This window comes from Arcticibacter eurypsychrophilus (assembly GCF_001730525.1).
GTDB lineage: Bacteria > Bacteroidota > Bacteroidia > Sphingobacteriales > Sphingobacteriaceae > Arcticibacter > Arcticibacter eurypsychrophilus.
This window is the reverse complement of record NZ_MDFN01000014.1, coordinates 89098-104372: the sequence shown is the minus strand read 5'-3', so window position 1 is coordinate 104372 and position 15275 is coordinate 89098. Positions and strand designations below refer to the sequence as shown.

Genomic DNA, 15275 nt, shown 5'->3' with positions numbered 1-15275 from the left:
ATGCAAACCATTAAAATATTGTTTATTGATAACAATGAAGATGATTATAATCTTGTACGTGATTATTTAACTTTTGGAATCAGCCAAAATCTATATGAGCTGACCTGGTGCAATAATTACAAAGAGGCTATTAATGCCATGTTAAAGTCTTTCTACGACCTTTACCTAATCGATTACAATCTGGATAATAACACTGGTCTTGAACTATTGAAGGAAGCTTTAAAATCAAATTGCAATGAACCTGTCATCATTCTAACCTCTCAGGAAAATAAAAAAATCGATGAACAAGCTTTAAAAAATGGCGCAGCGAACTACCTGATCAAACAACAATTAACGACTGTAGCCTTAGAACGGGCGATTTCTTATGCAACGCAACAATCGCAAAACTTAGGCAAGTTAAAACAAAGTGAATATACATTTCGAACACTATTTGAACGCTCTAAAGAATCCATACTTATAACGGATAATACGGGGCGTGTGTATGGAGCCAACTATTCAGCAGTAAACTTGCTCGGTATAGCGGAAAACAATCTGTATGCTATTAATTTTGATACTTTTTTTCAGAATCAGTATTCCTATGAGAAGTTAATAGAAGTAATGGAAGAACAAGGTACAGCAAATATGATCATTAATTTTATCACCCTCCTTGGAGAGATAAAAACTTGCAGAGTGAGCGCATTTTCAGTGATTCCTCAACATGGTGAACTCGTGCTTAATTACGTTTTTCTAAACGAGATTTGTTCAAACACTGAAAACTCGCTGACGGCTAGTCCTTAAAAAAACTTCAATCATCGTCTTTCTTCGCTATTAATTGATAACTTGCCCATCGAGTATAATGGTATTATAGTACCTTACTTTAGAAAATTAAATCAAAACAGTTATTAGCTTTCATTGTATTTATAAAAGTTAATTAAATTACCATCAAAACTTAAACTTTGAAGCCATGAACGACGATTCAAAAGTATTATTAGCATTATTAGCAGGAATAGCAGCAGGCGCAGCACTAGGAATTCTTTTTGCTCCAGAAAAAGGAACAGAAACACGTGACAAGTTCAATGATGCTTTAAAAAATCTTGGTGATACAATTAAAGATCGTGCTGCTGAAGAAATCGATAATCTTGCTTCTCTTAAAGATAAAATAGTTGATAACATAAAAAGCACACTGGGATCATTAGAGGACGATATTGATGAAGTAAAGAATACTCAATCAGAGCCCGCTTAGGAGTTTGCTTATTGGAATTTGTTCATTTATTATACGCTTATGCCCGAATCTCATGATCAGAAACAAAGTGAAGACTTTGTTTCTTTAATAAAAGAATATATCTCTACTAAAGTAGAACTTACCAGACTAACCGCTATTGACAAACTTACCGTTTTGATAGCGAGCTTAATAACAGATGCCTTTATCGTAATTGCTATGTTATTGACTTTTCTATTTGCATCTCTGACACTTGCACTTTTTTTAGGTGAGTTATTGAATTCGTATGCTGCTGGCTTTGGGATTATTGCACTCCTTTATCTTGCTCTAGCTTTAATTGCCAACGCTACTAAAGAAAAATACATCACTAAATTCCTTCAGGATTTTATGATTAAAAAAATATTTAACAAAAAGGGGAAATAATGGAAAAGAGCTTTATTAGTCTGGCAGAGTTACAGGCGGAGATTCAACTCCTTAAGGTTAAAAATTTTCAACAAGAGGAGGTTATTAAAGAAAGAATAAATAGTCCTTCAGCTATATTTCATACGATAACCAGCTTATTTAGAAATGGAAGCAGCAACAATCAATCATTTACAAAAACGCTGTTAAATCAAGACTTGTTTACAAATTTAGCGCGTGTAGGTATTCCTTTAGTAATGAATGGATTTCTTTTTAAAAAATCTGGATTTGTAGCCAAGATGTTAATTACATTCTTGTCTCAAAAGGCTGCTAAGCAAGTGACTTCAAATACAGTAACAGGCCTGGTGGATAAATTTCAGGGAATACTTAAAAAGTTTATTCCTACTACTAAGAAAAAAGCAGCTCCCCGTGATTATGGAATACCTCCCGACAGTGAAAGTTATTAGGCTATATTAAAAAGCATGTACGTATAGCTGATGCTTTTTTAATATTATTGCGTTTAATTTTTCGGATTTTATAGACTAAACATCTTTTTGATGTATTTTGATACAAAAACACCAACTCCAACGAAACCTATTAAAGCAATCACATCAAAATAAATTTCAATATCTCTATTCTGAGGTAAATGGCCTAATGAACAGATGAATACAAAAAGTGCCGAGCTTAAGAATAAAATAATTAGAATTTTCATGAATTAGTTGTCGTTGATAAATTAATATTAGGTTAATCAATCTGCAATAATCTGCATCCAATAAAAATGCAAATTATTTTTGGAGAGAAATATTTTTTAAATTATGTCTCGCTCGTAAACTATTAAGCAAAATTTATTCCATAAGAGAATGTTTCTTATAATCTCTTTGTCTGGAACACTAAGGCAGGTAGAATTTAATAATATTAATTTTATATGGGAATTTTTTACTATTAGTTTCCCCAATTGGGCAATTCCTTCCCAATAAATAAAACTCTATTTTTGCACCGAATTCAAATCAATGGGCAAAGATAAATTAAGACGATTCGCTGAGATAGAAACGTTCGCGAACGTAATGCAATTAGATGAAGGGAAACCGTTTAAGGGAAACTGGAGCAAAGATCATTTTCAAAATGATAAACCACTTATTTTAGAACTTGCATGTGGTAAAGGTGAATATACCGTGAGCCTGGCAAAACTCTTTCCCGACCATAACTTCATTGGGATAGACTATAAAGGCAATCGCATTTGGAGAGGTGCTAAAACTGCAATAGAAGAAAATATCAGCAACGTTGCTTTTCTTCGTATTCAGATAGAAAACATATTGGATTATTTTGATGAAGGTGAAATAGCTCAAATTTGGATCACCTTTCCTGACCCACAGCCACAGCTAAGCAGGGAGAAAAAAAGGCTTACTTCCACTCGTTTTCTTAATAAATATAAAATTATCTTTACTCCTGAAGGGATTTTACACTTGAAAACCGATAGCGATGCTTTTCATGAGTTTACGCTAAAGATGATCGGTGAACACGACATGAATTTACTGAAGCGCACGGAAGATCTTTATCACTCTGACTTAGTAACAGATGTCCTTTCCATTAAGACCTATTATGAAAAAAAATATCTGGCTAATGATAAAAATATCAATTATTTAAGCTTTAGCTTTAAGTAATGGATCAGATTAGCTTTTTCGACAAGGTATGTGAAGTAGTCAGGCAAATCCCTTATGGTAGAGTATCCACTTATGGTGCAATAGCTGAAAGTCTTGGAACAAAAGGCTCCTCCCGTATGGTTGGCTACGCAATGAATGCCTCTGGAACAGCTAATCCTCCTGTACCTGCCCATCGGGTAGTAAACAGACAAGGACTTTTAACCGGCAAGAAAGCATTCGCTACAAATAGCCTTATGGAAGAAATGCTTAAAAGCGAAGGTGTCGAAGTGAAAAATGATCAGGTAGTTAACTTTAATGAATTATTCTGGAACCCCTTAAATCAATAATAAATGGGAAAATTAGTAACCGATTTTAATGACTATCGCAGCCGGATGAATGACCGGGTAATGGAAACTGCAAATACAAATATTAAACGATTTTTTGCCCTTGATACAACATCATATGCTGAAGGCGCCTTAGATGTAAAAACGAAGGAGATGTTAGGCCTTGTAGCATCAATGGTCCTCCGCTGTGATGATTGTATCAAGTACCATCTTGGCAAATGTCATGAAGCTGGTCTAAGTACTGCCGAACTGAATGAAGTTTTTATGATTGCAAACCTAGTTGGAGGTTCAATTGTAATACCGCATTACCGGCGTGCAGTAGAATATTGGGATGAACTGAATGCATGATGGAAACTTCGGAGAACTTAATCAGATGCAGCTGGTGTGGTAAAGACCCCTTATATATCGAATATCATGATAAAGAATGGGGAAAGGCGGTTTCAGATGACCATATATTTTTCGAATTTTTGATTCTTGAATCTGCTCAAGCTGGCTTAAGCTGGATCACCATCCTCAAACGCCGTGAAAATTACAGGAATGCATTCGCACAGTTTGATGTGGAGAAGGTTGCCCAATTTGATTCTTCAGACATTGAAAAACTGATGCAAAACGAAGGTATTATCCGTAACCGGCTAAAAATCACTTCATCAATAAGTAATGCAAAACTCTTTATCCAGATTCAACAAGAGTATGGATCATTTTATGCTTACTTGTATTCCTTTATGCCAGCTAACCAAATCATACAGAGTAAGCGAAAAGCACTTTCAGAAGTGCCCACACGTACCGAAATATCTGATGCTATTTCAAAAGACTTAAAGAAAAGAGGACTCAAATTCTTTGGAACAACTATTTGTTATGCTTTCATGCAGGCCACAGGCATAGTAAATGACCATATAGAATCTTGCTCTTTCCGTTAAATTTTAATAACAATCTATTACCCTAGTTTTTACCTTTGTAAAAGTTGCTTATATCGGATTGCCAGACATAAGATTTGGCTGCTGACACTTATGGGAACTCCAAAACATATACAGTATAAATGAAAAAATTATTTCTTTTAGATGGCATGGCTCTTATTTACAGAGCGCATTTTGCACTTAGCAAAAATCCCCGATTTACTTCCGATGGTGTAAACACATCCGCTGTGATGGGATTTACCAACACATTATTGGAGATACTTAAAAAAGAAAACCCTACACATATTGCAGTTGTATTTGATACGGAAGCTCCAACTGAAAGACATATTGAGTTTACTGATTATAAAGCGCACAGGCAGGCCATGCCTGAAGACTTATCCGCAGCTATACCTTATGTATTCCGGGTTATTGAAGGATTTAGAATCCCTGTAATCACTTCTGACGGATATGAAGCAGATGACATCATTGGAACACTCGCTAAAAAAGCTGAAAAGGCAGGTTATACTGTCTTTTGTATGACTCCTGATAAGGATTTTGCACAACTCGTATCTGAAAATATATTTGTCTATAAACCCTCCAGAATGGGCAACGATATGGAGATTATCGGTGTCCCAGAAGTATTGGCAAAATGGGAAATTGAGAACGTATTGCAGGTGATCGACATCTTAGGCATGTGGGGTGATGCAGTAGATAACATACCAGGGATTCCCGGGATAGGGGAAAAAACAGCCAAAATACTGATTAAACAATTTGGCTCCGTTGAAGGAGTGATTGCCAACAGTCATCAGCTGAAAGGCAAAATGAAAGAGAATGTAGAGAAATTTGCCGAACAAGGACTTGTCTCAAAAAAACTGGCTACCATTTTACTGAATGCACCCGTAGAACTAGATGAAGATGCCCTACTCCTTTCATCTCCCAGTAGAGAATTGCTTGAACCCTTATTTGCTGAACTGGAGTTCCGGACTATCGGACGCCGCGTTTTTGCTGAACTGCTTCATGAAGAAATCCCACCAATCCTGGGGTATGGACAGCAGACCGATCTTTTTGGACAACCGATAGCAATACCAGAGCCTAAAACGCTTATCGAAGAGCCTGAGCAGGAAACCTTGGTCATGAAAAACATTGAAAGCACTCCGCACACCTATCATCTGGCTGACAGTCCTGAAACCATAACAGAGCTCATAACTATTTTATCCTCCACTAAATCTTTTTGTTTCGATAGTGAAACCACTTGTCTTGATGCTAATAATTGCCAAATTGTAGGACTCTCCTTCTCTATAAAAACCGCAGACGCCTGGTATGTACCCGTACCCGAAGATCAGGTATTGGCAGCAGCGCTGATTTCTCAGTTTAAATCCTTGTTTGAGAATGAAAATATAGAGAAGACCGGACAAAATTTAAAATACGATATCCTTGTACTGAACTGGTATGGTGTAAATGTGCGTGGTAAATTATTTGACACCATGCTGGCGCATTATCTGTTAGATCCCGATACAAGGCATAACATGGATATCCTGTCCGAAAACTATCTGGGTTATAAGCCCGTAGAAATTACCTCACTGATCGGGAGTAAAGGAAAAAACCAGGGAAACATGCGTGATGTAGAGATTGAGCGCATCAAGGAATATGCAGCTGAAGATGCCGATATTACTTTACAACTAAAAGGAGTATTTGAGCCCAAGCTTCACATTGCAAATGCCGATGCTTTATTCAGAAACGTAGAAACACCTTTAATTTATGTCCTTGCCGACATGGAAAGGGAAGGTGTAAGGATTGATAAAGTTGCTCTTGCTGAATATTCTATACAGTTGGAAACTGATATCCGCCTTCTTGAAACCACTATTTACGATAAAGCTGGTGTTCGGTTTAATATAGCATCGCCAAAACAGCTTGGCGAAGTACTGTTTGATAAGTTGCAGCTCGACCCTAAAGCAAAAAAGACAAAAACAGGGCAATACCAAACCGGTGAAGATGTGTTAAGTGCACTATCAAACAAAAGCGATATCGCACGTGACATACTTGATTTCAGGCAATTGCAAAAACTTAAATCTACCTATGTGGACTCATTACCTTTATTGATCAACCCCAAAACAGGACGCGTCCACACTTCCTATAACCAGGCAGTTGCCGCAACCGGGCGCTTAAGTTCCAATAACCCCAACCTGCAGAACATTCCAATACGCACTGAGCGAGGTAGAGAAGTGCGCAAAGCATTTATCCCAAGGGATGAAAACCATATCCTGCTTTCTGCAGATTATTCCCAAATTGAATTACGTCTGATCGCGGAAATTAGCAGGGATGAAAATATGATGGATGCTTTTGCTCAGGGATTAGATATTCATACCGCTACTGCTGCCAAAGTATATGGTATTGCGCTGGAAGAGGTTGATTCAAACAAGCGCCGCAATGCAAAAGCTGTAAACTTTGGAATTATTTATGGACAGTCTGCTTTCGGCCTCTCACAAAGTTTAAATATTCCAAGAAAGGAAGCCGCTGCTATTATCGAAGAATATTTTAATCAATATTCAGGCATTAAACGGTATATGAACGATACCATGAACTTTGCACGTGAGAATGGCTATGTGGAAACTATAATGGGAAGAAGAAGGTATTTAAGAGATATCAATTCAGCAAACGCTACAGTACGTGGCTTTGCCGAACGAAATGCCATTAATGCTCCCATTCAGGGATCAGCTGCCGACCTGATTAAAGTCGCCATGATTCATATTCATCAAGATTTTAAGGAACAAAAACTAAAGTCAAAAATGACTATGCAGGTTCATGATGAATTGGTTTTTGATGTCGTTATCCCTGAATTAGAACAAGTTAAAGTGATTGTTGAAGACCGGATGAAGAATGCTATTAAAACCACTGTTCCTATTCTCGTAGAAATGGGTTCAGGAACAAATTGGCTCAAAGCACATTAAAATTTTAATTCATTAAAATGTTTAAATACACGTAAAATAATCAATACATTTAACTCGTTAACTTTTCAATAAGTAAAAATAAGCCATATTTTGTTGAATATGACCGTGTTTGTTAGGTTTACATTTTCAAGCTAAATAGTATAATTAAATCCTTATTTTACGATGGTTGTAATTCATTTGAGCGCAGAATGTTACCCCTTAGCTAAAGTGGGTGGATTGGGTGATGTAGTTGGATCATTACCAAAATACCAGCAAGAACTGGGTATTACGGCACTTGTAGTAACTCCTTATTATGACAGGAAATTTACCAGGGAGAATAATTTCGAAATAGTGTTTGAATCGGTAGTAAGAATGGGTGACCGGCTTCTCCCCTTTCAAGTTTTGAAAGAAAGCACCAATAAGCTAGGTTTCTTCCTTCATACGATCCGCATTCCAGGACTTCTTGACCGTTCTGAAATCTATTCTTATCCCGATGAAACAGAACAATTTATTGCTTTTCAACTGGCCTTTCTGGAGTGGTTATTAACTTTTACTACTAAACCGGATATAATTCATTGCCATGACAACCATACAGGTCTTGTCCCCTACCTATTATCTCACGCATACCGTTATCGATTTCTTTCTACGATCCCTTCTATCCTGACCATACATAATGGACAGTATCAAGGCTGGTTTGGTTGGGATAAGTTTGATTATCTACCCGATACAGATCCCTGGACAAGAGGAATACTCGATTGGGGAGGAGCCATCAATCCATTAGCTGCAGCTGTTAAAGCAAGCTGGAAATTCACAACGGTATCACCTACTTATCTCGAAGAACTTAAAATCAGTTCAAAAGGACTTGAAGCTTTGTTTATTGCCGAACAGAGAAAAGGTACAGGTATCCTTAATGGAATAGACACTGATGTATGGAATCCGGGCACTGACCCTTTGATACCAAAAACCTATAACCTGGATAATGTAAGTAAAGGAAAGCAGGAAAACAAAAAGGTCCTCTGCAAAGAGTTCGGTTTCACTTTATCGAAACCAATAGTCGCTTTTATTGGAAGATTAGTAGATGAAAAAGGTGCCGACCTGCTCTCTGCAGCAATAGAACAAATTCTAGACACGTCAAAAGGAAAAGTAAACATCCTTATCCTTGGTTCAGGAGATCCAGTCATTGAAGAACAATTAATGGTATTAAAAGAAAAATACAACAAGGATTATGCTGTTTTTATAGGATACGATGAAGCACTATCGCATCGCATTTATGCAGGTGCAGATTTTCTGCTGATGCCTTCGCGTGTTGAACCTTGTGGACTGAATCAGCTGTATGCATTGAAATATGGAACAATGCCTATAGTCAGAAGTACAGGAGGACTAAAAGACTCAGTAATTGACATTTCAGAGCCTGAAGGTTATGGGATTTGTTTTGAAGATCTGGACACTGATACCATAACCGAATCAATTAACCGCGCAATTGAATTATATGCAAACACAGGTGGCCTTCGCTTGTTACGTAAAAGAATGATGTTACTGGATTTCTCGTGGACTCGTTCAGCAAACCAATACATAGATCTTTATAACAGCCTTAAATAATATAGATATGTCTAAAGTTATTTCAGTAATTCTGGGAGGCGGACAAGGGTCCCGGCTTCATCCTCTTACTGCAACCCGCTCCAAACCAGCGGTTCCTATAGCCGGTAAATACCGCTTAGTTGATATTCCCATATCCAACTGTTTTAACTCTGGAATCGACCGGATTTTTGTCCTAACGCAATTCAATTCAGCATCTCTTAACAAGCACATTAAAAACACCTACCACTTCAATGTTTTTAGCAGTGGTTTTGTTGATATACTGGCAGCGGAGCAAACCCCGGGCAATAGTGGCTGGTATCAGGGAACAGCAGACGCCGTAAGACAATGTCTGCATCATATCGCTCCTTTTGAGTTCGAGTATGTATTGATTCTCTCCGGAGATCAGTTATATCAGATGGATTTCAATGATATGCTCGAAAAACATACCGCCAATAAAGCAGATATTTCGGTCGCTACGATCCCTGTTAATGCCAAAGACGCTTCTTCATTCGGAATTATGAAGATAGATGAAAATTCAAACATTACTTCTTTCATTGAAAAGCCTAAAACAGGATTAGAAGACTGGGCATCAGAAGTAGGCGACGAAATGAAAGCACAGGGACGTCTATACCAAGCCTCCATGGGAATCTATATCTTTAATAAAGATGTAATTTTTGATATCCTAACCAATGACCCGCATACTGATTTTGGAAAAGAGATTATCCCTGAAGCCATTAATAAGAAAAAAGTAATTAGTTATCAATATGATGGATATTGGACAGATATAGGTACAATTGCATCCTTCTTTGAAGCGAACATCGGCTTAACTGACGACATCCCTTCATTCAACCTATTTGATAAAAAAAGTATTTTTTCCAGAGCACGTATGCTGCCTCCATCCAAAATAATGGGTACAACATTAGAGAAAACTCTTGTTGCTGATGGTTGTATTATTGATGCCAGTCGCATTGAGCGATCAGTTATCGGCATCAGAACACGAATAGGAAGAGGAACGACCATAGAATCAACCTATGTGATGGGAAATGACTATTATCAAACACTGGATCAACTGGAAGAAGCCAAATCCAGCTCTTCACCTATAATGGGGGTTGGGGAAAGATGTTGTATTAATAACGCCATACTGGATAAAAATTGCCGCATTGGTAATGACGTACAAATTAACGGTGGCCCTCATCTGGAAGACGGTGACTACGAAACCCATACTGTAAGAGATGGAATAGTAGTCGTCAAGAAAGCCGCCATCTTACCTAATGGAACCATAATTTAATTACAATATATATAAGAAGAGCGGCTACCTAAATGGGTAGCCGCTCTTCTTATATATAAAAACTTATACAAAATTAGCCATTAAAAAGGTTTCCAAGACCACCAAGCATATTCGTGCTTAAAGCTTGCATTTCCACCTGATGTACATTTTCGGCCTGCACAAGCGCTTTATTTACGGCTACTGCAATTAGCTCCTCTAATTCTTCCCTATCGGCATTTTTATAGTACTCCTCCTCAATATGAATTGCGCTGATGTGTTTGTTACCATTTGAAGTAACTACTATTTTACCACCTTCAGCTTCTCCTTTAACGCTAATAGAATCTAACCTTTTCTTTATTTCTTCAGCTTGCTGCTGTACCTGCATCAATTTATCAAACATAATAATCAGTTTTTTTAATTAAACAATACGAAGTACTAAATAGTTTAAATCAATCCTTTAAGAATTGCAGGGGATAATGGTTTGGAGATAAAACCCTTTACCGGTGGATATGCCAGAGCTCTTATTTTGTCTGTTTCATCTACCGATGAGCTTACAATATAAATATGGATATCTTTAATTAGCTCCTGATCAAACTGCTTAAATCTTTTCAAAAAATCCCATCCATCAACAACCGGCATATTTAAATCTAATAAGATAACATTAGGAAGCTCTGATTTATTATTCAAATTTTCACTAATAAACTCTAAGGCCTTAATAGCTTCGGTATAACTGGTTATAACATTATAAGTATGATGTTTTTCAATCATTATTTGGGCAATCCTTTGATGAATTACATCATCATCGATGATAAAGACCTTGCTCATTTTTGTATAAATAAAAATATATATTTCATTAGAGTATTCCTTTCAACAATAAATGCCTTCTATAATGCTAAACATACAAAAAGGAATTCGTTCTAGCATTATTTAAAATAAATCACTCATCCGTACTATCACCATTTCCATGATAAGCAGATTTACGAACTACAGGCATTCCTACCAATTTATACAGGTCATCCAATTGCAAAAGACTCCCATTTGTTAAATTACTCAATAGCACAATCGTCACATCCGATTTTAAATCGCGCAAATATATGTGTCTGAATCCATGCCACCAGCCCGTATGATAGACCACCTTTTCGCCCTTTCCATCAAACGTTCTCCAGCCGTATCCATAACTAAAATGACCACGACTCAATTCATTATGTGCGGTATAAGCAGAATCCTGCCATGCTTTACTCAATATATTCCCTTTTCTTAATGCTCTGTCGAACAAAAATAAATCCTGAACGGTACTGTATACTCCTTTATCCCCTACCGGGCCATCAAGAAAATTCTGCACCACCGAATACCTCCATGTACGATCATGTCCCACCACATCTACCGGAATTGTTTCATATTCAGCCTTTGAATATACCGCTGTATGATGCATCCCTGCCGGTTTAAATACATTTTCCATCATGAACTGCGAATAACGCATTCCACTTACTTTCTCGATGATAGCACCCAGAACCATGAAATTTGAGTTATTATAATGGAACTTTACATTAGGTCGGGTATAAGGGGAAGGCTTTTTCTCCGCGATTAATTTCATTACATCCTGATTACTAATTCCCTTACTTTCACTCTTCTTTTCCGCTTTAAAAACCCCATCCACAAAATAAACGTAGTTCATCATTCCTGAACGATGGGAAAGCAGCATCCTGATGGTTATACCAGGATATGGAAATTCTGGAAAGAAATCATTTACCGTCTGATCCAGTTTAAGTTTACCCTTTTCAGCAAGTATCAGAATGGCAGTACCGGTCATCGTTTTGGTTAGAGATGCCAGTTCAAACTGCGAATTAATATTCAAGCTATCCCGATGAAGGTAATCCGCCCATCCAATTGCATTCTGGTATATTATTTTTCCTTTTTTAGCTACCAGCACGTTGCCATTAAAGCCTCTTTTCTTATGCAGGGTTTGCATAAATTCATCTATTTTAACATCACCCTTTTTGGGATCATAAACCAGCATCAGGCTGTCTGATTTGTCATCCTCAACAGTACGGACTTCTTTTTTTTTCTCGGAAGAGCAAAAGGAGAATGCAAGGGAAGAGAAGAGCAGGATTGTTACAAATAGGGATTTTCGTGTCATAGATCAATAAGAAAACTGAAATTCAACGGCGAAAATCAGAATTTTATTACAATAACCCTAACAAGAGTATTCCATAAAACACTTTTCAACTGATTATGAAGGATAAAAAAATTAAATTTGCCTACTAATATTTTACAATCATGAATTTTAGAATAGAAACTGATACCATGGGCGAAGTGCAGGTACCTGCAGAACAATACTGGGGTGCCCAAACTGAACGTTCAAGAAATAACTTTAAAATAGGTCCTGATGCATCCATGCCATCAGAAATTATCGATGCATTTGCCTATCTAAAAAAGGCTGCTGCCTTTACAAATACGGATTGTGGTGTACTTCCCGCTGAAAAGCGTGATCTTATTGCCCAGGTATGTAATGAAATCCTAAAGGGCGACCTTTATAAAGAGTTTCCGCTGGTAATTTGGCAAACAGGATCAGGAACACAATCCAACATGAACCTGAATGAAGTGATTGCCAATCGTGCACATGTTATCCAGGGACATAAATTGGGCGAAGGGAAAACCTTCATTCACCCAAATGATGATGTAAACAAATCACAATCATCAAACGACACCTACCCTACTGCCATGCACATTGCTGCATATAAAATGGTTCTTCATACCACTATTCCTGGAGTGGAGAAACTAAGAGATACACTTAAAGCAAAAGTTGAGGCATTCAAAAACGTGGTTAAAATAGGGCGTACCCATTTAATGGATGCAACTCCTTTAACACTGGGACAAGAATTCTCCGGATACGTTTCTCAGTTAGATCATAGTCTTAGAGCGATAAAAAACACGCTATCCCACCTTTCTGAGCTTGCATTAGGTGGTACAGCCGTTGGAACCGGTATCAATACCCCTCAGGGTTACGACGTTAAAGTTGCAGCCTATATCGCCAAATTCACAGGCCTTCCTTTTGTGACAGCTGAAAACAAATATGAAGCCCTTGCGTCTCATGATGCAATGGTCGAAACTCATGGCGCATTAAAACAGCTAGCTGTAGCCTTAATGAAAATTGCAAACGATATCCGGATGATGGCCTCAGGTCCACGTTCAGGCATTGGCGAACTTATTATTCCTGCAAATGAACCCGGCTCTTCCATTATGCCCGGAAAAGTAAACCCCACACAGAATGAGGCCGTAACCATGGTTGCTGCCCAGGTAATGGGAAATGATGTAGCCATTACTATCGGTGGATCAAACGGACATTATGAGTTAAATGTTTTCAAACCTTTAATAGCCGTCAACTTTCTTCAGTCTGCCCGCCTTTTAGGTGATGTATGCGTATCTTTTAATGACCATTGCGCCGTTGGAATTGAACCTAACTACGAAGGCATTAAAAAGCATGTAGATAATTCGCTGATGCTTGTTACTGCACTTAATCCGCATATCGGTTATGAAAATGCGGCAAAAATTGCTAAAAAAGCACATAAGGAAAACAAATCACTTCGTGAAGTTGCCTTAGAGCTTGGTTTACTAACCGGCGAACAATTTGATCAATGGGTTCGTCCTGAAGATATGATTGGAAGCCTTAAATAAAAATCATTAAATCCCTCCCTGAAAACAAGGAGGGATTTATAAACTTTCTATGACATACAGATCACAGGTTCTCGTTACTTTCTTATTTATTTTATTCCTCTTCTCTGCCTGCAGGTTCAACCCTGAAGTGCAAAAACCTGGTTCTTCTGCCTTACAAGGCATTTGGGAGGAAGAACCATTGAAGTATGAGGATAGTTTGCTCACACACACAAGACACTCATTTACATTCACCTGCGATTCATTTTATGTAACTCTCGAAACTTCCTCAAAAGTAAATTATTATGAGGACGAATGTTACCACAATGGCCATTGGAAAGAATATGCTAAAGGCAATTATGTAGTAAGCCATGACACCCTTTACATCATTGGCACCTACACTAAGGAAAATTTCAAACAAAAAATATCAGGCTGTTATCGTACAGGTCAATACCTACCTATGTTTCTAATTCAGAAAATAGCACCAGGGCAAGTCAAATTGATGAACCTTCAACAGCATTTACCGGTAACACTTAAACTAAAAAAACGAATTAAGTGTAATCCTCAACCACTATAAAATGAACAACATTTTCAAAATAACAATCTTAGCAGGACTCATCCTCTACTTTCCCCTACAATCTATGGCCTGGGGAATGCTCGGTCATCGTGTAGTAGCTGAGGTTGCAGAATCACATCTCTCTTCAAAGGCGCGCAAGCAGATAAAAAAGATCATGGGGAACGAAAGTTTAGCCATGAGCAGTAATTGGATGGACTTCAGCAAATCAAACCCTAAGTTTAACTATCTGGGAACCTGGCATTATGTCAATCTACCTGAGGGGCTTACTTATGAGCAGGCAAAGGCTGCACTTGCGCAGGATACCAGTGCAAACGCCTATAACAAAATCCTTTTTGCCTCTGGAGAGTTAAAAAAGAAAACCGTTTCAAATGAATTAAAGCAATTCTACATCCGGGTATTGGTACACTTGGTTGGTGATCTGCATCAACCTATGCATTGCGGCAGAGCAGCCGATAAAGGAGGAAACGACGTTGACGTCAAATGGTTTAACCGTCCGGATAACCTGCACAGCATTTGGGATTCCAATCTGATCGAATACCAACAGTTAAGCTATTCGGAATATACTCATGCTATAAATTACCCTACACCAGAGCAAATCTCAAAATGGCAACATGATGATTTAAGCACTTGGGTTTTCGACTCGTATCAAATAAGTAAAAAGCTGTATAAAGAAGCCGAAGCGAACACTTCTTACGGCTATAAATACAATTATGAATGGGTAGAAACCATGAACGATCAACTGCTTAAAGGCGGTGTAAGGCTTGCAGGCTTATTAAATGAAATATTTGCCCATAACTAAAA

The 15275-nt window shown here is 37.8% G+C and carries 17 protein-coding genes; 14 read left to right on the top strand and 3 right to left on the bottom strand.

The features are described from left to right. The 11 genes from BFL47_RS09540 (at position 1) to BFL47_RS09490 (ending at position 10267) form a co-directional block, all read left to right on the top strand. On the top strand, positions 1-777 hold the full coding sequence (locus BFL47_RS09540) for a response regulator (RefSeq protein ID WP_069659567.1): 777 nt from the start codon (positions 1-3) through the stop codon (positions 775-777). Positions 778-943: 166 nt separating this feature from the next. Continuing rightward, positions 944-1222, top strand: a complete 279-nt coding sequence (locus BFL47_RS09535; protein ID WP_069659566.1) for a YtxH domain-containing protein — start codon at positions 944-946, stop codon at positions 1220-1222. Between the two features lie 39 nt (positions 1223-1261). Then, complete coding sequence (locus tag BFL47_RS09530; RefSeq protein ID WP_069659565.1) at positions 1262-1621, top strand: hypothetical protein; 360 nt, start codon at positions 1262-1264, stop codon at positions 1619-1621. After that, positions 1621-2064: a hypothetical protein gene (locus tag BFL47_RS09525; RefSeq protein ID WP_069659564.1), complete on the top strand. Its 444-nt coding sequence runs from the start codon at positions 1621-1623 to the stop codon at positions 2062-2064. The genes BFL47_RS09530 and BFL47_RS09525 overlap by 1 nt, the downstream gene beginning before the upstream one ends. Before the next feature lie 543 nt (positions 2065-2607). Then, positions 2608-3258, top strand: a complete 651-nt coding sequence (trmB, locus tag BFL47_RS09520) for a tRNA (guanosine(46)-N7)-methyltransferase TrmB (RefSeq protein ID WP_069659563.1) — start codon at positions 2608-2610, stop codon at positions 3256-3258. Next, on the top strand, positions 3258-3584 hold the full coding sequence (locus BFL47_RS09515) for an MGMT family protein (protein WP_069659562.1): 327 nt from the start codon (positions 3258-3260) through the stop codon (positions 3582-3584). Before trmB ends, BFL47_RS09515 begins: the two co-directional genes overlap by 1 nt. A gap of 3 nt (positions 3585-3587) precedes the next feature. Further along, positions 3588-3929 (top strand): carboxymuconolactone decarboxylase family protein, encoded by a 342-nt coding sequence (locus tag BFL47_RS09510; RefSeq protein WP_069659561.1) that lies wholly within the window; start codon positions 3588-3590, stop codon positions 3927-3929. Next, positions 3929-4498 (top strand): DNA-3-methyladenine glycosylase I, encoded by a 570-nt coding sequence (locus BFL47_RS09505; RefSeq protein ID WP_083257092.1) that lies wholly within the window; start codon positions 3929-3931, stop codon positions 4496-4498. Before BFL47_RS09510 ends, BFL47_RS09505 begins: the two co-directional genes overlap by 1 nt. A gap of 119 nt (positions 4499-4617) precedes the next feature. Further along, the gene (gene polA / locus BFL47_RS09500; RefSeq protein WP_069659559.1) at positions 4618-7422 is read left to right on the top strand and encodes a DNA polymerase I; all 2805 of its coding nucleotides are present in this window, start codon (positions 4618-4620) and stop codon (positions 7420-7422) included. Between the two features lie 162 nt (positions 7423-7584). Further along, complete coding sequence (locus BFL47_RS09495; protein ID WP_069659558.1) at positions 7585-9000, top strand: glycogen synthase; 1416 nt, start codon at positions 7585-7587, stop codon at positions 8998-9000. 7 nt (positions 9001-9007) lie between these two features. Continuing rightward, entirely contained in the window at positions 9008-10267 is a 1260-nt protein-coding gene (locus BFL47_RS09490) for a glucose-1-phosphate adenylyltransferase (RefSeq protein WP_069659557.1), read from the top strand. A 73-nt stretch (positions 10268-10340) separates the two neighbouring features. Here the strand turns inward: BFL47_RS09490 and BFL47_RS09485 are convergent, their stop codons facing one another. From BFL47_RS09485 to BFL47_RS09475, 3 genes are all read right to left on the bottom strand, one after another. Beyond that, a complete protein-coding gene (locus tag BFL47_RS09485; protein ID WP_069659556.1) occupies positions 10341-10646 on the bottom strand; it encodes a YbaB/EbfC family nucleoid-associated protein in 306 nt (101 codons plus the stop codon). A 44-nt stretch (positions 10647-10690) separates the two neighbouring features. Next, positions 10691-11071, bottom strand: a complete 381-nt coding sequence (locus tag BFL47_RS09480; RefSeq protein ID WP_069659555.1) for a response regulator — start codon at positions 11069-11071, stop codon at positions 10691-10693. A gap of 112 nt (positions 11072-11183) precedes the next feature. Beyond that, on the bottom strand, positions 11184-12383 hold the full coding sequence (locus tag BFL47_RS09475; protein WP_069659554.1) for a serine hydrolase domain-containing protein: 1200 nt from the start codon (positions 12381-12383) through the stop codon (positions 11184-11186). 140 nt (positions 12384-12523) lie between these two features. On the opposite strand from BFL47_RS09475, the gene fumC reads away from it, so the two are divergent. Genes fumC through BFL47_RS09460 form a run of 3 tightly spaced genes read left to right on the top strand, consistent with a single transcriptional unit; the run spans position 12524 to position 15273 of the window. Next, positions 12524-13921, top strand: coding sequence for a class II fumarate hydratase (gene fumC / locus BFL47_RS09470; protein WP_069659553.1), 1398 nt, complete (start codon positions 12524-12526; stop codon positions 13919-13921). A 49-nt stretch (positions 13922-13970) separates the two neighbouring features. After that, positions 13971-14474: a hypothetical protein gene (locus BFL47_RS09465; protein ID WP_083257091.1), complete on the top strand. Its 504-nt coding sequence runs from the start codon at positions 13971-13973 to the stop codon at positions 14472-14474. A gap of 1 nt (position 14475) precedes the next feature. Next, entirely contained in the window at positions 14476-15273 is a 798-nt protein-coding gene (locus BFL47_RS09460) for a S1/P1 nuclease (protein WP_069659551.1), read from the top strand. The last annotated feature ends 2 nt before the right edge of the window (positions 15274-15275 follow it).